The sequence below is a fragment of the Paraglaciecola chathamensis S18K6 genome, assembly GCA_000314955.1.
In the GTDB taxonomy this organism is placed as follows: domain Bacteria; phylum Pseudomonadota; class Gammaproteobacteria; order Enterobacterales; family Alteromonadaceae; genus Paraglaciecola; species Paraglaciecola chathamensis.
In genome coordinates this window covers 1-20,656 of the sequence record BAEM01000020.1, presented here as the reverse complement: position 1 = coordinate 20,656, position 20,656 = coordinate 1, and the positions used below count along the sequence as shown (strand labels likewise).

Genomic DNA, 20,656 nt, shown 5'->3' with positions numbered 1-20,656 from the left:
GGTCGAGGTGGCGCCGAGGAGGCAATGTGGAAAAGTCCTGGTTAAAGAGTTATGACGCTCGAGTACCTCATGAAATCAATCCTGATAGTTACGCTTCTATAAACGATATATTTGAACAGGCTGTATCAACTTACGCTGACAGTGTGAGCTATATCAATTTAGGTAAGTCGATCACCTTTAAAGAGCTTGAACAAAAATCTAAGCAATTCGCCGCATACCTCCAGCATTCTGGCTTAAAAAAAGGCGATGCGGTCGCTATTATGATGCCCAACTTGCTGCAATATCCTATTGCTTTATTTGGCGTGCTGCGAGCTGGAATGGTCGTTGTCAACGTTAACCCTCAATACACTGCGCGGGAACTTAAGCATCAACTAAATGACGCTGACGCAAAAGCCATTATCATTGTTGAAAACTTTGCCTGTACTTTAAGTGAAGTGATTGATGACACCCCGATCCAATCTGTTTTACTCACACAAATAGGCGATATGTTAGGAGTGCCTAAAAAATGGCTGACTAACTTTGTGGTCAAATATGTGAAAAAAATGGTGCCTGCTTATACCTTACCCTCTGCTATGCAGTTTATGGATGCAGTGAAAGAAGGGGCAAGCAAATCCTATGAGCGCCCAAATGTAAGTGGCGATGATATTGCCTTCTTGCAATACACTGGGGGAACCACGGGCGTATCGAAGGGCGCTATGCTCTCTCACCGAAATATGGTCGCTAACTTAGAACAAGCCTCGGCTATTTTAAATACAGTAACCGTGCCGAATAAAGAATTGGTAGTAACCGCACTGCCGCTTTACCATATCTTCGCATTGCAGGCGAACTGCTTGTTGTTCCTAAAATTAGGCTGTGCCAATTTACTGATCACAAACCCCAGAGATATGACCGCGTTTGTCAATGAATTAGGTAAATACCCTTTTACCGTTTTGACGGGTGTGAACACGTTATTCAATGGCTTACTTAATACCCCAAGTTTTGCTGAACTTGATTTTTCGAATGTGAAGTTCTCTCTCGGCGGTGGTATGGCCGTGCAGCGCTCTGTAGCTGAGCGTTGGTATAAATTAACCGGCCATGTGCTACTTGAAGGCTATGGGCTGACAGAATGTAGCCCTATTGTTAGCGTTAACCCGCCTCAGTTAGAGCAATATAACGGTTCAATTGGTTTGCCAGTGCCTTCGACAGATATTCGTTTAGTTGACGACAACGGGGAAGATGTAGGCATAGGCGAGCCAGGAGAAATGCTAGTTAAGGGACCTCAAGTGATGTTAGGTTATTTAAATAGACCTGATGCGACAGATGAGATAATCCAAGACGGCTGGCTGGCCACAGGGGATATTGCCCGCTGTGATGAGGATGGCTATTTCTATATAGTAGATCGTAAAAAAGACATGATTTTGGTGTCAGGTTTTAATGTATTTCCGAATGAAATAGAAGAAGTCGTCGCTATGCACGATGGAATTGTTGAAGTTGCTGCGGTTGGCATCCCCAATGAAGCATCGGGCGAAGTAGTGAAACTATTCGTGGTACGCCATGATGAAAGCTTATCAGAACAAGACGTGATTGAGCATTGTCGCAAAAACTTAACCGGATATAAGGTTCCGAAAAAAGTTGAGTTTAGAGACGAGCTTCCAAAATCGAATGTTGGTAAGATACTGCGCAGAGAACTTCGCGACGAGAAATAATGGCAGCGTTTAACACGCTTGTGATTGTTTTATTGATAAACGCCGGCTTTTGCTGGCTTTTTTATGTGTTTGGAAAGACGTGCAATATATATCAATTACCACAAATGAGACGTTGAACGCCTATTGCGCTCAATTGGCAAAAGCCGAAGCGATTGCCGTGGATACTGAGTTTGTGCGCACCCGCACTTTGTACCCGAAACTTGGCTTGATTCAAATATACGATGGGCAGCAAATCGCGCTCATTGACCCTCTAGAAATTTCTGACTTTAGTGCCCTAAAAGCCATTTTGACTGATGAAAATATCGTCAAAGTTTTGCACTCCTGTTCTGAAGATATTGAAACCTTTATCTGCGCACTGGACATTGTGCCTAAACCTATTTTTGATAGTCAGTTCGCTGCGGCCATCGTCGGTATGGGAGCGTCATTAGGCTATGCTAAGCTGGTTGAAGTGATGCTTGATATCCAAGTAGATAAAGGTGAATCGCGCACCGATTGGTTAGCTAGGCCTTTATCCCCTGAGCAGTGCCGATATGCTGCCTATGATGTACTGTACTTGTACCAGCTGTACCCCACATTGCGTGATAAAGCCCGCGCTCAAGGTCGTCAAACTTGGGTGTTTGCTGAAATGGATAATTTGTCACGTAAAAAACTAAGTCAAATCCCTTACGAACTGCTGTACCTGAATATAAAAAACAATTGGCATGTAAAGGGTAAATCTTTGTATGTATTGCAGCAGCTTGCCGCGTGGCGAGCTAAAGAAGCACAACAGCGCGATTTGGCACTGAATTTTGTCGTACGGGAAACCAATTTAGTTGAAGTAGCGAAAAAACTGCCAACGAGTAAAAATGCTCTACATCAAATATCTGGCCTTACCCCACAAGAAATTCGCATCAACGGGCAAGCAATGCTTGATATTGTTGCTGCTGCTGAGCAAGTGGATGCCGCGCAATATCCGCAACCTGTTGAGCGGCTGGTGGACTTCTCCCGCTTTAAAAAAGTCGCTGCAGCAGTGCGCCAAGTGTGTTTGCAAACTGCGGAAAAACTTGATGTACCAGTAGAGCTAATTGGTTCGAAAAAGCAAATCAATCAGCTTATAAAGTGGAGTTGGTTTAACGAAGATGACACTCGTGCACAAGGGTTGCTGCCTGATTTGTTAGAAGGGTGGCGTGGCGAGCATTTACGCGACGCTTTATCGAATGTTGACGGTTTAAATATTGTGGCCGCAACCAAAGTAGGGGAGTCAACAGATGCTTAATTTATTATGCGCCGTTTATAAAAGTACAAAGAAAGCAGATACTTATTTGTATGTGCCGGGGCGTGATGATTTTTCTCGCGTTCCAGAACCATTGATGAAAATGTTTGGTAAGCCGCATTTTATTATGATCATGCCTATCAAGAAAGATAGAGCGTTGGGGCAGGTTGATATTCAGACTTTACGAGACGAATTGACAAAAAACGGTTTTTATCTACAGCTACCACCCCCAGAAGAAAATTTACTTAAGCAACACTTGGCGGCCCAAACACCCAAGGAATAATGCCTTGGGTGGACGCAGCTTTTCCTATTTATCCGACTTTCCATTTTTTACTCTTTAAGGAGCGTGTAATGTCTCGTTTGGCTTTTTTCATCTTAATCATAACGAGTGTTTTATTGTTACTCGAACCGGCCAATGCACAAGCTGATAAAAGCCAAGAAGGGTTTGAGCGTTATATTCAGAGCTTTAAAGAAGAAGCCATTGTTAAAGGCTACGACGCGTCATTTCTTGATCGGGTCTTTACTGATGCCACATTTCGCCAACGAGTGGTAACGGCAGATAAAAATCAACCTGAACGAAAACTAACCTTAGATACTTACCTAGCAACACGGGTACCTGACTGGAAAGTGCAGCAAGCCGTTGATTTACTTCGCAAGCATAAAGATGTTCTAGATAAAGTAGAGAAAAAATTTGGCGTACAAGCACGGTTTATCGTGGCGTTGTGGGGAAATGAAAGTAACTTCGGTAAAATCATGGGCGAGTATCCGGTCATTTCGTCCCTGACCACCATGGCATATGAGGGACGCCGTGAAAGCATGTTTAAAAAGCAACTTTATGCCGCGTTAGATATTTTACAACAAGGCCATATTAACCAAGAACAGTTCTTAGGGTCTTGGGCGGGCGCTATGGGGCAAAGCCAATTCATGCCGACTTCTTTCTTACATTATGCCTATGATTTTGACGGTGATGATAAAAAAGATATTTGGAACAATCCTGCTGATGTATTTGCCTCTATCGCCAATTTCCTGAAAACAGAAGGCTGGAGCGATAGCGCAACATGGGGACGACAAGTGACCTTAATCCCCGGCTTTGATTTATCGTTAGCTGGCCTAGACAAATCAAAAATGCGCACATTACAACAGTGGCAAGCTCTAGGTGTGCGCAAATATGATGGCAGTGCACTACCTGCTGTGAATGTGAAGGCCTCTCTCATTATGCCGGATGGTGAAAAAGGGCGTATCTATTTGGTTTACAATAATTTTCATACACTGATGGGCTGGAATCGTTCTAGTTACTTCGGTGTATCTGTGGGATATTTGTCAGATCGCATCAAAAAGGGCAGTTAAATGTATCAGCATCATTATGACGATGGTCGGCTTATCGATCTACCCGTAGGCAAGGTCGTTTGTGTAGGGCGTAATTATCTTGAACATATTCAAGAGTTAAATAATGAAGTACCCGAACAGCCATTGTTGTTCATTAAGCCCAACACGGCCTTGTGTGATGTGCAGAAGCCAATTGCCATTCCGAAAGATAAAGGTAGTTGCCATAACGAACTAGAAATCGCTATTTTAATCGGTAAGCAGCTTACCGATTGCGATGATGATACGGCTAAGCGCAGTATCCACGGCGTGGGGCTAGGGCTAGATCTCACATTACGTGAAGTACAGGATGCCTTAAAAGCAAAAGGCCAGCCTTGGGAGCGAGCGAAAGGATTTGACGCAAGTTGCCCTATCTCTCCTTTTGTTCCCATCGATAAAATTGCTATCGAGCGAAATATTGAGTTCAGTTTATCGGTCAATAATAAAGTAAGGCAGCAAGGAAATAGTGCGAATATGATGCACAAGATATCGTCTTTAATAGTGGATATATCAAAGAACTTTACCTTGCTACCAGGAGACATAGTGCTAACGGGCACACCTAAGGGGGTCGGTCCACTCAAGGACGGGGACGAATTGAGCCTATTGTTAAAAGATCATCTATCGATTAAGACTAAAGTTACTTGAAGCAAAATTCACCCTTAGCTAGGATTTAAATAGGCGACATGCCGATGAATAAGAGTAGTAAACCATGGTTTTCACACAGCAACACCGATTGGATTTAGTCAATCGATTGGTTATTTTTGAAGCTGTGGGTCACGTAGATCATGTTGATAAAATGGAAGTGGTCATCAAAAAAGCGATCAATTTGGCTCACATACATAATCTAAAAGGGATCTTACTCGATCTCAGCGGGCTAAAAGTGACCTATGATAACGTCCTGATGATAGATGCATTTGTTCGTATGCGAGACGAAGACTGGTTTGGTATACTCAGGTTGGCAAGGCTTGTTCCTAACGCTACACATTCCCACACCCATGGTTTAATTGCCGAGATTACCAAAAAATTCAATCTACCAATTAAAACATTTGATACAAAAAGTAAGGCAATTGCCTGGTTATTATACGATTATGAATGAGAGATTTTGGCTTGATACGCCGCTAGAAAAAATGAATGAAGCCCAATGGGAGTCAATATGTGATGGTTGTGCTAAGTGCTGCTTACACAAATTTATCGATGATGATGAAGCTGAAACGGCGGCGCCAACAGCGCATATTCAAACCGGTGAACAAATTCATTATACCAATATTGCCTGTGGCTTATTGAACACTAAGACTTGTAATTGCACCCGTTATGAAGAGCGTACGGTATTGGTGCCTGATTGTGTAAAATTGACCAAAGAGAACATTGACGACATATTTTTTATGCCTACCAGTTGTAGTTATCGGCGTTTGCATGAAGGGCGAGGTTTACCTTCGTGGCATCCTCTTTTAAATAAAGGCAAAAAAGCTAAAATGCACAAAGTAGGTATGTCAGTGCGCGGGAAAACGGTTTTCGATCATGATGTTGAATTAGAAGACTTTGAAGATTATATCGCCCTATGGCCGATAGAGGACACGGATTAACAAGGATATTTTAATCACAAACGAGTGTTACCTTAAGGGCACAGAGAGGCAGTAGAATGATTTTTACCCAGCATCACAGATTAGACATTGTTAATAAACTGGTTATCTTCGAAGCATCTGGTGACACGGACCACGTGGACAAAATGGGTATTGTTATCCAAAAGGCAGTTGCCTTGGCGGTCGAGCACAAATTGAAAGGTGTCTTACTCGATCTTACTGAGCTAGGCATGAATTACGACCCGGTGCCCTTGGTCGAAGTATTTGAAAAAATGAAAAAAGAGAATTGGCTAGCGTCGATTAAAATTGCCAGATTAATTGCTCCTGGCCAATATACCAACGAGTTTATTAACCATATCTGCCATGAGCTTGAACTGCCTATTCGAACCTACGAATCCAAAAGCAAAGCGATTAGTTGGTTGTTGTACAATTTTGAAGGCCTGAGCCCCGCAGCGAACGGAGAATAGCTCCCATTCTATGGGCAATTAGAGGTCTGACAAAAATTGGTTAGCAGTCTTTAAGTACCCTTGTTTTTTACTTTCCGCCATTTTATCCACTTGGCTGCACATCATAGCCCAGCGGTGATTTTTTCGAAGTTCAGTGTGGTTTTTTATTATCCAGCGCCAATACAAAGCGTCCCAGATATCTGACCATGGTCCTTTTTCATAGTGACTCATTTTGATAATGTAATTTGATCCGCAGAAATAGGGTTTAGTTGTGATTTGTCCGCCGTCAGCGTGTTGACTCATTGCATACACATTTGGCACCATCACCCAATCGTAGCTATCCACAAACATATCCATAAACCAGCGATATATTTCATTTGGTTCGAATTCACATAGAAAAAAGAACCCTCCTAGTACCATTAACCGCTCAATGTGGTGGCAATAGCCAGTTTGCAAAATACGCTTTATGGTGTCATCGACGGGGTCTATTCCTGTGTCGCCTCGATAAAACGACGCTGAAATTGTGCGATGGTGCTGCCAATGATTAGCGGTACGCATTGACACCCCTAAATCGTTGTAGGTCGCACGCATGAACTCACGCCAACCAATAATTTGGCGTATAAATCCTTCCACGCTAGCGAGCGAAATGTCATGCTGCTTGGCGTAACGCAGGGCGTGGCTTATCACTTGTTTAGGTGTTAACAAACCAATGTTGAGCATAGGGGTAAGAATACTGTGGTACAGCCAACTTTGGCCTTCGACTATGGCATCTTCATAGGGGCCAAATTGACGAAAGCGTTGCTCAAAAAAGCTATCTAACCATTGCTGGGCATCTTGATGAGTAACCGGATATAGTATTTTCTGCCCGTTACCAGGGTGATGCGAAAACTGTTTTTGCAAGCGGGCTATCGCTGCTACGTGATAGGAGGTTTTACTTGCAAATTCCATGGTTGGGATTTTGTCTAAATCGCGCTTAGGAATTTTTTTGCGATTTTCATGATCGTAGCTCCAGCGCCCGCCGACAGGTTGATCATTTTCAACGAGGATGTTCATACGTTTACGCTGAAATTGATAAAAGTCTGCCATGTACCATCGGTTTTTATGTTCTCGATAAGCACTGTTTTGGCGCTGCGTGTTTAAGAAACCGGGTGTCTTGTGCCACGTGATCTGAAGGTCGGCGCGGTGCGCATTGGTTTCAAGTCGTTTTTTCAACAGGTAATCGACAGGATCTAGCGTATGAATATGCCTGACACCGTGTTCGATAAGTAAAGTAAACAGTCGAGTTTGACTGGCGCTACCTTCATGGTATTTCAGACTGAGGCAGCTTAGCCCTTTTGAGCGCAAATAATCTTCATAGTACGCCATCGACGCAATATGCAATTGCAGCTTTTGTTGGTGAAAGCGCTGGGGATAGATGCTATCAACAAAAAATAGATCGTCTTCAACCAAGTACACCTGCTTGCGTTCATCTTTAATACAGGGATGCGCTGCAAATAATTGCTGAGGGAAAATAATCCAAGCTGAGTGCACAACAATGCCTCGTTTATATGACCTTGCGACTTGTACGACAGAGGGGGCGGGTGGGATCGATTTACCCCTTCAAGCGTGCATACTTACCTGTGTTTTTTGTCCTTTTATACCTCTTCGTACCTCTTTATTCCTCTTTTCCTATATCGAGCTAAGCAAGATACTGGTTTCACTGTTAAGAACACCCGGGGTCATTCGCATCCTTCTCAGCACTCGATCAAACTCGGTAAGAGTAGTGGTTTGAATATTGGCGATTAAATCCCATGCGCCATTTGTGGTGTGCATATGGGTAAGTTCGGGGAGTCCTCGTAGTTTTTGGATCACTTGTGAAGTGGATTTTCCCGCTACCTCAATCATCATAATGGCTTTAATCAAGTTTTGCTCAACCTCGTGATGCGCGCGGATTGTGAACCCCAAAATCGCACCAGAGCTGAGTAACCTATCTAATCGATTCTGCACGGTTCCACGCGATACCCCGAGGATTTGCGATAGTTTAGCTACCGGGGCACGCCCGTCTTTACGCAAAATCGCAATCAAATTAATATCTAAATCATCGAGAATTTGGGTTTCTTTCATGCTTTGGGACCCTAGATTGTGTTGGTGCTGAACATATCCTATTCAACTTATCATATTGTATAGTTATGCCTGACTATATGTATTAAATCTAAGCAATAATTGCAATTTTTTGACATTTAACTTGGCTCGCCCGCTAATTACACTGAGCTCACTGTAAATATTAGTGAGGCTGTTATGCAATCTTCTTCTGTAAAAACTGAGTCCACCCCTGTGCATGCAAATGTATCTCAAGTGGCATTTTTAAGTGTTCAAGATTTACTCGATTTAGTGACAAAAGTAGGAATAGAGTCGTTTATTAAAGGGTTAGCAAAAAGCATCGAAACTGATTTTAAACGCTGGTCTTTGTTCGATAAATCTCCGCGATTTGCCGCCCATTCCCCAGACGGGGTGATTGAGCTCATGCCAACCAGCGACGGACACAACTTTAGTTTTAAGTACGTTAATGGCCATCCTAAAAATACCCATAAAGGCCTGCAAACAGTGACCGCTTTTGGCATATTGGCTGATGTCGATTCTGGTTATCCTCTTTTGTTATCTGAAATGACCGTGTTAACTGCGCTGCGTACAGGTGCTACTTCAGCGTTAATGGCAAGCTATTTAGCGCCTGCAAATAGCCAATGTATGGCGCTTATCGGCAATGGCGCACAATCCGAATTTCAAGCATTTTCATTTCGCACTTTATTAGGCGTGAATACCTTGCGACTTTATGATGTGGATCCCATGGCCAGTCAAAAGTGCTGCGCGAATCTTATTCACCATGGTTTTAACGTCACAATATGCTCCAGTGCCGAAGAAGCGATTCAGGGGGCTGACATTATCACTACTTGCACAGCAGATAAGCGCAATGCGACGATCCTTACCTCAGATATGATTAAAGATGGGGTTTATATCAATGCTATTGGTGGCGACTGCCCCGGCAAAACCGAATTAGATAAAGCCTTGCTGTTACGCGCTGATGTGTTTGTGGAATTTGAGGAGCAAACGCGTATTGAAGGCGATATTCAGCAACTGAGTCATGAATTTAGCGTCACTGAAATGCACAAGGTGATGAACGAACAAGCTAATGGGCGCACCTCAGATTCCCAGTTAACGATTTTTGATGGTGTGGGGTTTGCCGTCGAGGATTTTTCTGCTTTACGTTATGTTTACCAGCTTATGAAGCAGCATATGCCTACTAAAGAGCTAGAGTTGATAGCGACGCCAGAAAACCCGCGTGATTTATTTAGCTTGTTCTGTGCTAACAACATCATGCGCAAAGCAGGGTAGTGGTATGCAAAAACTAATTCCAACAAAACGTAATCCGCAGGCTCCCTCTGCTGTTATTATGATCCGTCCTCATCACTTTTATGCGAATCCACAGACCGAGGGTGATAATGCTTTTCAGCGTTTAGCAAGCGAGCCAATGAAAACAGCAGACTTAACCGGCGGTGGTAATCTAAGAAAACAAGCCTATGAGCAAGTCACTAATGCCGCTAAGATTCTGACTGCGCACGGGATCCAGGTACATATTTTTGAAGACGAAACACAAGATAAGCCAGATTCCGTTTTTCCGAATAATTGGTTTTCTACGCACAGCGGCGGGCATATTGCGATTTATCCCATGTTTGCTGAAAATCGGCGCAAAGAGAGACGCAGCGATATAATCGACATGCTTAAACAGAAATACAGAGTACAAGATGTGCTCGACTATTCAGGGCTTGAGCATGACGGACTGTATTTAGAAGGCACTGGCGCCATGGTACTTGATCATATTGAGCGAGTCGCTTACGCAGTGCAGTCTAACCGGACAAACCCTTTGGCGTTAGAGCGCTTTTGCAGCCACTTTAACTATGAACCAATGCTATTTGACGCAGCTGATGAAAATGGAACAGCGGTGTATCACACCAATGTATTGATGTGTATTGGCACTGATTTTGTCATGCTGGGTAGCGATATGGTGAGTGATGAAACGCGACGCAACGAGATCATCACACGCTTTGAAGCGTCAGGCCGGGAAGTGATCACACTTACACCTGAACAGATTGCTGAATTTTGTGGTAATGCCCTAGAGCTGCAAAGTGCACAGCAGCGTTTGCTGGCGATGTCACAACGGGCTTACGATGCGCTAACTAGTGCACAGCGAGATAGACTTGAAAAGAGTGTGGCGCTAGTGCCACTGGATGTATCGGCAATTGAAACCGCAGGAGGTTCCATTCGTTGTATGCTGGCAGGCATACACTTAGCAGCGCGTTCAATTTGATTTAGAAGGTACACATAGCCATCAAGAGCGAGAAAACGCTCTTTTGTGCCTATCGGGGTTGGATTGTCTAGCAATAACACGTTATACCATTCCACGTTAATAAGTGATGACTCAGCGAGAGTTTAAAAGGGCTTAAACAAGGCGCATGACTGAATGAATAGTTGTTCTCTTTCGAAGTGATGCAACGCAGTGTAAGCCCTTTTAAAACTCGCCTACAAGGAATGCCCCAGCGGCTTTTGCTCTGCGTTCTCACTATTTGAAAGGGAACAACCATTACTACATAGCGACGCCTTAATCAAAAACCGCTGGACGCATTCTGAGGCGGTCACTTATTAATGCGGATTGGTATTATTACTTTCGACAATCCGCCTTGCTATCCACGAAAAATTTCGTCATCGAGTGCGCATTCAAATTGGGTATTTGCTTGAATGTGACTACGCCATTGTACTGTGAGAATTAAGCTTACACGATTCTTCTTATTCAGAGCTCAGGCTAAATAGCTCAGGCTAAATAGCGCGCTTCGTTACTAGTCGGGCGGCGAGAACAACAAACCAGATAGCGCTATAGATGCCAAATACCACCATCATCCATTGGGGCATGCTCATCTGCATAAATACCCAGTCTATATCGCCGCAATCTCCTGTTGCAGCGAACAGGTTGGGCAACCATTCGTGTAACGGCAACCAGCTGGGAAAGTTTGGCACGATTTCACAAGTGGCAAAGAAAGGGTTAGATGCCGTTTGAAGGTCGTAATGCTCCCACGCAATCAACCCACCCCAAATAGCCGATATTCCCCAAATCGCATACGCAAATAAGCGCGTTAGTATGTTGTTAGCAACAAGAACCGGGAGACAGGCGAACATAATGCCGAAGACCGCTGTACGTTGGTAAATACACATAATACAAGGGCGCAAGTCCATCGCATGTTGGGTATATAAGGCGTAGGCCTCTAACAGCAATGTGGATAAAAATAACAGACCCCAAGCAAGGCGAGTGTCAGAAAGATTAGAAATAAAAGTCATGGTTTTACTCGTCAGATAACTAAAACAAAAAAGCACCGCAATATAGGCGGTGCTTTGTTAAATCTAGCAGTGCTAGTGTGCGGCGGGTTCAACACCTATTGTTGCACTGTGATGCTCTATTAGATGCATATCGTACAACCAATTGGTTAAATCGCCTAAGCCAAAGTACGTAATTGCTAAGCCAACTAAGGTTAGCACCACTGTGTAGGGCAGCGCCATGTACACCATGGTGCCATAAGACAAGCGCAATAGCGGTGCAATAGCAGAAGTTAATAAGAATAAGAATGCGGCTTGTCCGTTTGGCGTAGCAACGCTTGGCAGGTTAGTACCTGTGTTGATGGCTACAGCAAGCATATCGAATTCGTCGCGAGTTATGTGGCCATGCTTAAGTGCTGCGGTCACCTCGGTAATATATACCGAGCCAACGAATACGTTATCACTGACCATAGAGAGCGCGCCATTGGCTAAATAGAACATCACAAGCTGTGAGCGACCTTCAAAGGTGAGTACCCAGTCGATAACCGGGGTGAATAAGCCTTGGTCAATAATAACGGCAACTATACCAAAGAAGACGCATAATAAGGCAGTAAAGGGGAGTGCCTCTTCAAACGCTTTACCGATGGAATGTTCATCAATGATGCCGTTCATAGAGGTTGCCAATACGATAATTGACAAACCAATTAAGCCCACGGCAGCAAAATGGCCCGCCAGCCCGATGACAAGCCATACGCCGATGAACCCTTGGATCCACAGTTTAGCGCTATCTTGCTTGGTGCGTGTGGCTTCTTGCTTTTCACTGTAGGCGGTCAAAATATCGCGCACTACTTTAGGCAACTGAGCGCCATAACTGAATACTTTGAACTTCTCTAAGAAAAAGGTCGTGGCGATGCCGGCGAAAAATACTGGGATGGTGACAGGCGACATACGCAGGAAGAACTCAACGAAATTCCATCCCGCTTTATCGGCAATGATTAAATTTTGTGGCTCACCTACCATGGTCATTACACCGCCTAATGCGGTGCCGATAGCGGCGTGCATCATTAGGTTACGTAAAAACGCCCTGAAATCTTCTAGATCTTGGCGTTTCGGATGGTCTACATGATCATCACTGGTGTGATCGTGATCCGAATGGAAATCTTTGCCTGAAGCCACTTTATGATAAATCGAGTAAAAGCCCATACCGACGGCAATAATAACGGCGACAACCGTTAAAGCATCTAAGAAAGCTGATAAGAAGGCTGATGCTGCGACAAAGGACATCGACAAGGCTATTTTATTTTTTAGCTTTAGCAACAACTTAGTGAACATGAAGAGCAACATGTCTTTCATGAAATAAATGCCCGCGACCATAAACACCAGCAGCAAGACAACTTCAATATTCACCACAATTTCATGTTTCATGTGTTCAGGGGAAGTCATACCGATGAACAAAGCTTCGATTAACAGAAGACCCCCCGGTTGCAATGGGTAACACTTTAATGCCATTGCAAGGGTAAAAATAAACTCTGCCACTAAAGCCCAGCCCGCTAAATACGGGTCGGCCATAAATAAAAGAGGATTTATGACGAGGAATGCGAGAATAGATTTTTTATACCAATCAGGGGCTTGCCCCAAGAAATTGCTATAAACTGCTCCGACGGTTGATTGTTGCATATATACAAACCTTTAAATTTTTCTAGCTTTTATAACTTCTTTTTAAATTCTGTAACGGAAAAATGCAAGGTAAATCGCATGCTTAGCTACATTTTACTTAAAATTAAGTGGTCAAAAGTTTATTCGATGAATGTGACAGCCAGACTATAACTTAACATCTTGTTAAAGATTCATTGTTCCCGAGAAAAATCATCTGGTACAATCAGTTAATAGCAAAAAATAATATTGATAACCTTGCGAGCAACGAAATGATTTATAAGGCACAGAGTCCAGCTGGATTTGCCGAAGAATATATAGTTGAGTCTATATGGAGTGGGCGTTTCCCTCCCGGTACCATTCTTCCTGCAGAACGTGAACTATCAGAATTAATCGGGGTAACCCGAACCACTTTACGTGAAGTTTTACAGCGCTTGGCGCGAGATGGCTGGTTGACCATCCAACATGGTAAGCCTACTAAGGTCAATAATTTTTGGGAAACATCAGGTCTCAATATTTTAGAGACGTTAGCACGATTAGATGAAGACGGTATTTCTGAACTGGTTGATCACTTATTAGCAGCGCGTACTAATTTAAGTGCGGTGTTTATTCGAGGAGCTATTCGTAACAATCGCGAAAAGGCCATCGAAATATTGCAAAAGTATCGAGAGCCAGAAGTGGATGGGACTGCATTCGCGGTTGAAGATTACCAATTGAACCATGATTTAGCGTTTGCATCTGGTAATCCCGTGTACGTGTTAATGATGAATGGTTTTAAGGGGCTTTACTCTCGTATCGGTGGCTACTATTTCTCAAGCGAGAAATCGCGAGCTCTAACCCATGATTACTATCAGCAATTACTTGAGCTTGCGGAAAAAGGTGATTACGAAAGTGTTCCCTTAGTTATCCGTAAATATGGTATTGCCAGTGGTAAATTATGGCAAGAAATGCGCGATGAAATGCCTAAAGGGCTAGTAGACTAATATAGCGAATACGCGTATTCGTAGGAGTCTCTCGAATGAAGCCACATTTAACATGTGGCTTTTTGCTTTGTCGGGGCCATTAGGAAAAAATTACAAACTCAGGATAAATATTCCTAGTGCAACGTTAACCGATAGTAGCGCTGTTTAGGGCCAGAATTTGCGGTTTTTCTACCACAAAATAGGTTTACTGGAATTAGCATCTAATAGCTAACCTTATGTTTTATATACATTACTCTTGATTTCCTGAAGTACTGTCTCAAATAAGTTACATATTTTCCCCATATCTTTACTTACTCAATTTCAAATACCTGTAAGAGAATCAATTTATTCTCCGATAAATGATTTCTAGGTTTTTGCTTACTTAATATACCTCATGTTTTGTCTTGGTCGTTAGTCTGTTAAGTGACTATTTTTATTACCCTTAGGGTGTCTGATTTATCTCTTCCTTTTCGTATTATCGAGAAGCGATAACATCCCGTATCGCTCTGTTTTTCTGGCTTTCAAGAAGATAATCGATTTATCCAAAGGCTGTTTTAATGTCTTCTGAGCAATAGAGAGCAGTCGTTTTAGCAGACAAAAATAATAAAATTTGCATGCTGAGCCCTGTTACTTCTTTAGTCTAAAAGAAGACCCGTTTGGCACGTTTTTGATTTTTGGTGCAAAAGTTGCAATTTCTTTGTGTAGTCATTTTATAAAGCGAACAAAGTTCTACCGAAAGTGTTCACCAAAAAAGTGTTCACCAAAAAAGTGTTCACCAAAAAGTATTCGCTAAAAAAGTATTCGCAAAAAAGTACGCCAAAACATCAAAGGAACCCGAAGCCAAATGAAATCTCAAAATGCCTTCAACCAATCGCACGCCAATAGCGCGCAGCGGAAACGGAATACCTTGTCACGTCTTGTGGGTCTAGTGTGTTTAACGGTCAGCGTAGGTGCTTTTACTCAAGTTAAAACAACTGAAAAAGCGCCTCAAGTGAGTGAGAAAAAGCAACCAGAGAAAACAGTGCAAACTGAGGAAGCAGAGAAAAAGCAACAACAACAACAAAAAAGCACCGAGGTAGAAGTTCAACAGCAAGAAGCTCCAGTACCTGCGCCTATTGCGCCAAAAACAAGTGAAGAAAGAGTATTTGACCTAGTCACTGAGCAAGCGAAAGAGTTGGCTGCTCAGCCCTATGTGCAACCTGAACAAAATTTACCCGCCGAACTGGCGGACATGAATTATCAACAATATCGCGCAATTCGTTTTAATCCCGAACAAGCCCAATGGAAAGACAAAGCAAAATTTGAGATGCAGTTGTTTCACCCAGGATTTTTGTATCGCTCACCTGTTGAAATTAAAGTCGTGGATGATAACAGCGGTATTAAAAACATGTTGTTTGAAACAGACCGGTTCATTTACGAAAAAGACGCAGCGCCATTGAAAGGCTCTGTGCCAAAAGATGCAGGTTTTGCGGGCTTTAGAGTGCATTACCCTTTAAAAACCAACCACTATAAAGATGAAGTCGCGGTGTTCTTGGGCGCGTCTTATTTCCGCTTAATTGGCCCGGGTCAAATATTTGGTATTTCTGCTCGCGGATTAGCCATTGATACCGCTGAAGCGAGTGGGGAAGAGTTTCCAGCATTTACCAAATTTTGGATGTTAGAGCCAAAAGCAGAAGATACCAAACTGGTCTTTTTTGCCTTACTTGATAGCCAGTCTGTTACGGGCGCTTATCGCTTTGAGCTTGAACCTGGGTTAAATACAGTGATGCATGTGCAAAGCACTATTTTTGCGCGTGAAGATGTGAAGAAACTCGGTGTTGCACCGTTAACCAGCATGTATTTAAGTGGTGAAAATGATACCCGAAACTTCGATGATTTCAGGCCTGAGGTGCATGACTCAGATGGATTATCAATGCACACTTCTCGTGGTGAATGGATTTGGCGTACCTTGAATAACCCCAAGGGATTGCGCGTTACCTCTCTTCAAGATGAACAACCAAAAGGATTTGGCTTATTACAGCGCGACCAAAGTTTCGTGAGCTACCAAGACACAGAAGCGCATTACCATGAACGTCCAGGCATGTGGATCACGCCGAACAACCAATGGGGTAAAGGACGAGTCGAATTGGTAGAAATTCCTACCAACTCAGAAACTAACGACAACATCGTGAGTTACTGGGTGCCAGCACAGCCGTTTAAAAAAGGTGAAATGCGCGAATTTGATTACACCATAAGATCAGTAAACGGTTCACTCAATAAAGCCGCGGCGGCGCGAGTTAGTCAAGTTTTCAATAGTTGGGCAGCATTGCCTGGTCAAGATGACGCACCTGAGAAAAATGTGCGTCAGATGGTGGTTGATTTTAACGCCGAAGAGTTTGCTCATTTAAGTGACTCTATCCGCTTGATACCGCATTTAAGTTTATCTTCGGGCTCATATAAAGACCTAGAAGTCGTGCAATTACCCGACAAGAAGACTTGGCGGGCGCAGTTCAAATTGCAGCCTGAAAATGACAATGCCATCGACATGCGCCTGTACTTAACGCTTGGTGGTAAGCAAGTGAGTGAAGTGTGGAATTACGTCTGGAGCGCGAATGAAGTCGAGTAACTCGCATTATCAGAGCAATCTAAATAATACAGAGGGCAAAACCATGTTTATTGACATTAAAGGTAAGGCCGTCCGCAAATGGATATACGCTGTAATGGTATTTATTACCTCGATTACAGGTAGCTGGATGATGTACGAGATCTTTTCAGAAAGTGGTATCACAACATTAGAAGTTGTGTTGTTGATATTATTTAGCATTACTTTCTTGTGGATCTCTGCAGCCTTTTGGAGCGCGTGTATCGGTTTTATTCTGCAAATTTTCGATATTGATCCGTTAAAACTGAGCCGCAACAAACATTTTGTTGGGCAAACAGAAAACGTGGTGCTTAAAGACAGGCACGCCGTGGTGATGCCCGTCTATAACGAAGACACTAATCGAATAATGGCTGGGTTTGAAGCCTGTTTACTTGATATGGAACGAACAGGGCAACTAGAGCATTTCGATTTCTATATGTTAAGTGATACGCAAGACCCAGATATGGCCCAAGCAGAATTAACCGCATGGAATGCGCTTTGCCAGCGAGTTGGTGTGTTATCTGAAAATATTTACTACCGTCGCCGTGAAAAAAACCTGCATCGAAAAGTCGGAAACTTAGCTGACTTTTGTCAGCGCTGGGGCTACCAGTATGAATCGATGATCGTATTAGACGCCGATAGTATTATGACGGGCGAATGCATGTTGACCTTAGTCAAAGCCATGCAGCAAAACCCTATGTCGGCACTAATTCAAACTGTGCCTATCCCTGTGCGTTCACAAACTCTGTTTGGTCGTTTTTTACAATTTGCATCGTGCCTATATTGTCCGATGTTGGCAACAGGACAGGCTTTTTGGCAGACCGATAGTGCTAACTATTGGGGGCACAATGCCATCATCCGAGTGGATGCCTTTATCCAACATTGTGGTTTGCCCACTCTAAAAGGCAAAGCGCCTTTTGGCGGAGACATTCTCAGTCATGATTTTGTTGAAGCTGCGCTGCTTAGGCGCGCCGGTTGGGACGTGCTATTACTAGCAGACCTAGAAGGTAGCTATGAGGAAATACCCAGTAATATTATCGATTACGCCACCCGTGATCGCCGCTGGGTACAAGGTAACATTCAGCATTTAGGCATCATCAATGGCAAAGGTTTACACACAGTAAATCGTCTGCATTTCCTATTTGGTGCGCTCGCTTATATGTCATCGCTTGTGTGGCTAGTGATGCTAGTGCTAAGCACGATAGATGCGGTGGTACGGGCAACAACTGACACTGTATTTTTCGCATCGAATTATTCGCTATTTCCTTCTTGGCCTGTGGTAAAGACTGAGTATATTATTACTCTTATTAGTGCGACCGTTATTATGTTGTTAGGGCCAAAGTTACTGGGTGCGATAGTGGCCTTGGTAAGACGCAGAGAGCAATTCGGTGGCGGGCTCGCCTTGATGTCAGGCGCCTTAATTGAGGCGGTTATTGCCATTATTATTGCGCCGTTAATGATGTTTTATCACGCCTATTTCGTGCTTAACGTATTGGTAGGCAAAAACGTTAGTTGGGATGCTCAGGGCCGTGAAGGTCGAATGGTTCCATGGAAAGAGGCTTTCAAGCGTACGTGGGCCGCAAGTGCAATTGCTATTATTTGGGGAGGGATCACCCTTTCTTTAACGCCCATACTATTTTGGTGGTTAGCGCCTGTGTTGCTTGGGTTACTCATGGCTGCGCCTATTATTCGATTCTCCAGTAGTTTGTATTTAGGTAAGTTAAGCCGCAGTTTAGGCATGTTTGTTAGCCCAAGTGAGGTAGAAGAAGTACCTGCATTGAGCCGCCTTAGAATACGCTTAGCGAATATGCAGCCACAAGATGAAGTGCTGTTATCCTGTCCTCCTATGCCTGCACAACAATGGCAAGATATGCCACAGCAGAGCTTTGCCTATTTATCTTCGAGTGTTGATATACCAAGTCAACGATTGGCAAGTGAAAACAAGCAACAGTAGCGCGACTTGGTGGTATGTCACCGATGACCGTCTTTTAGATGGAGTACATGAGCAAAATTAGTTTTTTAACGCTGCACTTTTGCCGACCCTAAGGTCGGCTTTTTTTTAATTGTATGGGTGTATCGAAAATAATTTTCGCACAAGTGAATCCAAATGGCTTCTTTGTGCGTTTAAACGTATTACCTGACTTTTAATACCAATCCGCATTAATGAGTGACCGTCTCAGAATGCGTCCAGCGGTTTTTGATTAAGGCGTCGCTATGTAGTAATGGTTGTTCCCTTCCAAATAGTGAGAACGCAGAGCAAAAGCCGCTGGGGCATTCCTTTCAGGCGAGTTTTAAAAGGGCTTACACATGCGTTGCATGACTTCGAAAGAGAACAACTATTCATTCAGTCATGCGCCTTGTTTAAGCCCTTTTAAACTCTCGCTGAGTGAACACTTATTAACGTGGAATGGTATAACCAATGCGAGAGGACACTATGGAACAAGATCCGATGTTGAGTTTACTCAGTGCTACAGCTCAAGGAGATAAAAAAGCGTTTGCTGAACTTTATCAAGCTTCGAGTAAGCAACTGTATGCTGTTAGCTTGAAAATGTTAAAACGTAAAGAGCTGGCAGAAGAAGCGTTACAAGAAGCTTATGTGAGAATTTGGCATAATGCGTCGCAGTACCGGGCTGGGAAAGGCACAGTATTGACCTGGATGATCAGTATTGCCCGCTATCGAGCGCTAGACATATTACGCTATCACTCAGTGCGCAAGGAAGAAGCCTTGAGTGATAACCAAGTCGCAGTAACACCGTCTAGCGAGCCGATGACAGAAACTCAACAAGGTTTATTGGAAAAGTGTATGGGGTCGTTGGACGTGCAACAACGCCAAGCGATACATTTAGCCTATTTTAATGGCATGTCGCATCACGAGGTGACAGCCCATTTAGAGCTGCCTCTTGGTACGATTAAAAGCTGGATCCGCCGAGGTTTACAATCATTACAAAGGTGTTTGAAATTATGAATTATTTGAACCCTGATTTATATAATGCGCTGGCAGCGCAATATGTGTTGGGCACACTTAGGGGCCCAGCGCGACGACGTTTTAGCAAGCTTATTATGCAAAACAGCGAAATCAGCGAAGCCGTTAATCGTTGGGAGCTTTATCTCAATTCATTGGGTGAGCAATTGCCGGATGTCGCTCCAGACGCAGATGTTTGGCGTAAAATTGAGGACCGCCTGGGTTTTAGCCAAATCCAAAAAGCGTCACCTAAAATAGAAGCGACACCAGAGCCTTCAACTAAATCGTCTCGTGTGGTTCCGTTACCAACCAAGAAGCCTCGCTTATGGCAAGGGCTTACTGCACTTGCTTCTGCTGCGGCTGTGGTGCTCGCAGTGCTCTTAGTGCAAATGCAGCCTGCGCCTGTTTCAGAGGTGAAACAAATCGCGGTTATCAATAATCAGCAAACGGACCTGTTGTGGAGTATAGAAATAACCGACCAAGAGATAGCCGTCAGAGCGACTAAAGCTTTGCAGGCTAAGGCGGATGCTGACTATGAACTGTGGATTGTGCCAGAAGATGGCAGCGCCCCTGTATCCTTAGGTTTGTTACCAAAAGTTGGGGCCAGTACCTTGGTTAAACCTGTGGTATTTGAGCAAATTAATATTGCTGCCCTAGCTGTCAGTCTAGAACCTCTAGGCGGTTCGCCAAATGGCTCTCCGACAGAAGTGTTATTTACCGGAAAACTCGTCATCCTGTAAAAAGCGCCATGTAAAAAATGGAATCGAAAAAAAAAGCGAAACTCAGGTTACGTC

Annotated in this window: 19 protein-coding genes; 15 read left to right on the top strand and 4 right to left on the bottom strand. The window is 43.6% G+C overall.

Translation table 11 applies throughout. The features are described 5' to 3' along the window. The first annotated feature begins 26 nt into the window (after window positions 1-26). The 8 genes from fadD (at window position 27) to GCHA_RS05610 (ending at window position 6,346) form a co-directional block, all read left to right on the top strand. Window positions 27-1,685 carry a long-chain-fatty-acid--CoA ligase FadD gene (gene fadD, locus GCHA_RS05645; protein ID WP_007986020.1) on the top strand — a complete coding sequence of 553 codons (1,659 nt, stop codon included), beginning with the start codon at window positions 27-29 and terminating at the stop codon, window positions 1,683-1,685. A 79-nt stretch (window positions 1,686-1,764) separates the two neighbouring features. Then, window positions 1,765-2,940, top strand: coding sequence for a ribonuclease D (gene rnd, locus GCHA_RS05640; RefSeq protein ID WP_007986016.1), 1,176 nt, complete (start codon window positions 1,765-1,767; stop codon window positions 2,938-2,940). After that, complete coding sequence (locus tag GCHA_RS05635) at window positions 2,933-3,220, top strand: YcgL domain-containing protein (protein WP_007986015.1); 288 nt, start codon at window positions 2,933-2,935, stop codon at window positions 3,218-3,220. Before rnd ends, GCHA_RS05635 begins: the two co-directional genes overlap by 8 nt. A gap of 68 nt (window positions 3,221-3,288) precedes the next feature. Next, a complete protein-coding gene (locus GCHA_RS05630; protein WP_007986013.1) occupies window positions 3,289-4,284 on the top strand; it encodes a lytic murein transglycosylase in 996 nt (331 codons plus the stop codon). Then, entirely contained in the window at window positions 4,285-4,944 is a 660-nt protein-coding gene (locus tag GCHA_RS05625) for a fumarylacetoacetate hydrolase family protein (protein WP_007986011.1), read from the top strand. Between the two features lie 64 nt (window positions 4,945-5,008). After that, window positions 5,009-5,395, top strand: coding sequence for a hypothetical protein (locus GCHA_RS05620; protein ID WP_007986009.1), 387 nt, complete (start codon window positions 5,009-5,011; stop codon window positions 5,393-5,395). Continuing rightward, entirely contained in the window at window positions 5,388-5,882 is a 495-nt protein-coding gene (locus GCHA_RS05615) for a YcgN family cysteine cluster protein (protein ID WP_007986007.1), read from the top strand. Before GCHA_RS05620 ends, GCHA_RS05615 begins: the two co-directional genes overlap by 8 nt. Before the next feature lie 56 nt (window positions 5,883-5,938). Beyond that, complete coding sequence (locus GCHA_RS05610; protein WP_007986006.1) at window positions 5,939-6,346, top strand: hypothetical protein; 408 nt, start codon at window positions 5,939-5,941, stop codon at window positions 6,344-6,346. An 18-nt stretch (window positions 6,347-6,364) separates the two neighbouring features. Here the strand turns inward: GCHA_RS05610 and GCHA_RS05605 are convergent, their stop codons facing one another. Continuing rightward, entirely contained in the window at window positions 6,365-7,855 is a 1,491-nt protein-coding gene (locus GCHA_RS05605) for a cryptochrome/photolyase family protein (protein WP_007986004.1), read from the bottom strand. A 138-nt stretch (window positions 7,856-7,993) separates the two neighbouring features. Next, complete coding sequence (locus GCHA_RS05600; RefSeq protein WP_007986002.1) at window positions 7,994-8,428, bottom strand: Lrp/AsnC family transcriptional regulator; 435 nt, start codon at window positions 8,426-8,428, stop codon at window positions 7,994-7,996. Between the two features lie 174 nt (window positions 8,429-8,602). Between GCHA_RS05600 and ocd the strand changes: the two genes are divergently transcribed. Together ocd and ctlX are read left to right on the top strand one after the other, a co-directional pair. Continuing rightward, the gene (gene ocd, locus GCHA_RS05595) at window positions 8,603-9,694 is read left to right on the top strand and encodes an ornithine cyclodeaminase (RefSeq protein ID WP_007986000.1); all 1,092 of its coding nucleotides are present in this window, start codon (window positions 8,603-8,605) and stop codon (window positions 9,692-9,694) included. Window positions 9,695-9,698: 4 nt separating this feature from the next. After that, entirely contained in the window at window positions 9,699-10,667 is a 969-nt protein-coding gene (gene ctlX, locus GCHA_RS05590; RefSeq protein ID WP_007985998.1) for a citrulline utilization hydrolase CtlX, read from the top strand. A 506-nt stretch (window positions 10,668-11,173) separates the two neighbouring features. On the opposite strand, the gene dsbB is transcribed toward ctlX, so the two are convergent. Next, on the bottom strand, window positions 11,174-11,689 hold the full coding sequence (gene dsbB, locus GCHA_RS05585; RefSeq protein WP_007985996.1) for a disulfide bond formation protein DsbB: 516 nt from the start codon (window positions 11,687-11,689) through the stop codon (window positions 11,174-11,176). Window positions 11,690-11,761: 72 nt separating this feature from the next. After that, window positions 11,762-13,342 (bottom strand): sodium/proton antiporter NhaB, encoded by a 1,581-nt coding sequence (gene nhaB / locus GCHA_RS05580; RefSeq protein ID WP_007985994.1) that lies wholly within the window; start codon window positions 13,340-13,342, stop codon window positions 11,762-11,764. A gap of 248 nt (window positions 13,343-13,590) precedes the next feature. Between nhaB and fadR the strand changes: the two genes are divergently transcribed. The 5 genes from fadR (at window position 13,591) to GCHA_RS05555 (ending at window position 20,602) form a co-directional block, all read left to right on the top strand. After that, entirely contained in the window at window positions 13,591-14,301 is a 711-nt protein-coding gene (fadR, locus tag GCHA_RS05575; protein WP_013754172.1) for a fatty acid metabolism transcriptional regulator FadR, read from the top strand. A gap of 823 nt (window positions 14,302-15,124) precedes the next feature. After that, on the top strand, window positions 15,125-16,885 hold the full coding sequence (locus GCHA_RS05570) for an OpgD/OpgG family glucan biosynthesis protein (protein WP_007985991.1): 1,761 nt from the start codon (window positions 15,125-15,127) through the stop codon (window positions 16,883-16,885). 43 nt (window positions 16,886-16,928) lie between these two features. Then, window positions 16,929-18,854, top strand: a complete 1,926-nt coding sequence (gene mdoH, locus GCHA_RS05565) for a glucans biosynthesis glucosyltransferase MdoH (RefSeq protein WP_083881832.1) — start codon at window positions 16,929-16,931, stop codon at window positions 18,852-18,854. Between the two features lie 480 nt (window positions 18,855-19,334). After that, window positions 19,335-19,865 (top strand): sigma-70 family RNA polymerase sigma factor, encoded by a 531-nt coding sequence (locus GCHA_RS05560; RefSeq protein ID WP_013754169.1) that lies wholly within the window; start codon window positions 19,335-19,337, stop codon window positions 19,863-19,865. Beyond that, on the top strand, window positions 19,862-20,602 hold the full coding sequence (locus tag GCHA_RS05555) for an anti-sigma factor (RefSeq protein WP_007985986.1): 741 nt from the start codon (window positions 19,862-19,864) through the stop codon (window positions 20,600-20,602). Before GCHA_RS05560 ends, GCHA_RS05555 begins: the two co-directional genes overlap by 4 nt. Window positions 20,603-20,656: the final 54 nt, after the last annotated feature.

Excerpts from the sequence above, each read along its gene's own strand:
- GCHA_RS05635 (WP_007986015.1), top strand. The coding sequence starts at position 2,933 with ATGCTTAATTTATTATGCGCCGTTTATAAAAGTACAAAGAAAGCAGAT.
- GCHA_RS05630 (WP_007986013.1), top strand. The coding sequence starts at position 3,289 with ATGTCTCGTTTGGCTTTTTTCATCTTAATCATAACGAGTGTTTTATTG.
- GCHA_RS05625 (WP_007986011.1), top strand. The coding sequence starts at position 4,285 with ATGTATCAGCATCATTATGACGATGGTCGGCTTATCGATCTACCCGTA.
- GCHA_RS05620 (WP_007986009.1), top strand. The coding sequence starts at position 5,009 with ATGGTTTTCACACAGCAACACCGATTGGATTTAGTCAATCGATTGGTT.
- GCHA_RS05615 (WP_007986007.1), top strand. The coding sequence starts at position 5,388 with ATGAATGAGAGATTTTGGCTTGATACGCCGCTAGAAAAAATGAATGAA.
- GCHA_RS05610 (WP_007986006.1), top strand. The coding sequence starts at position 5,939 with ATGATTTTTACCCAGCATCACAGATTAGACATTGTTAATAAACTGGTT.
- GCHA_RS05600 (WP_007986002.1), bottom strand. The coding sequence starts at position 8,428 with ATGAAAGAAACCCAAATTCTCGATGATTTAGATATTAATTTGATTGCG.
- ocd (WP_007986000.1), top strand. The coding sequence starts at position 8,603 with ATGCAATCTTCTTCTGTAAAAACTGAGTCCACCCCTGTGCATGCAAAT.
- ctlX (WP_007985998.1), top strand. The coding sequence starts at position 9,699 with ATGCAAAAACTAATTCCAACAAAACGTAATCCGCAGGCTCCCTCTGCT.
- dsbB (WP_007985996.1), bottom strand. The coding sequence starts at position 11,689 with ATGACTTTTATTTCTAATCTTTCTGACACTCGCCTTGCTTGGGGTCTG.
- nhaB (WP_007985994.1), bottom strand. The coding sequence starts at position 13,342 with ATGCAACAATCAACCGTCGGAGCAGTTTATAGCAATTTCTTGGGGCAA.
- fadR (WP_013754172.1), top strand. The coding sequence starts at position 13,591 with ATGATTTATAAGGCACAGAGTCCAGCTGGATTTGCCGAAGAATATATA.
- GCHA_RS05570 (WP_007985991.1), top strand. The coding sequence starts at position 15,125 with ATGAAATCTCAAAATGCCTTCAACCAATCGCACGCCAATAGCGCGCAG.
- mdoH (WP_083881832.1), top strand. The coding sequence starts at position 16,929 with ATGTTTATTGACATTAAAGGTAAGGCCGTCCGCAAATGGATATACGCT.
- GCHA_RS05560 (WP_013754169.1), top strand. The coding sequence starts at position 19,335 with ATGGAACAAGATCCGATGTTGAGTTTACTCAGTGCTACAGCTCAAGGA.
- GCHA_RS05555 (WP_007985986.1), top strand. The coding sequence starts at position 19,862 with ATGAATTATTTGAACCCTGATTTATATAATGCGCTGGCAGCGCAATAT.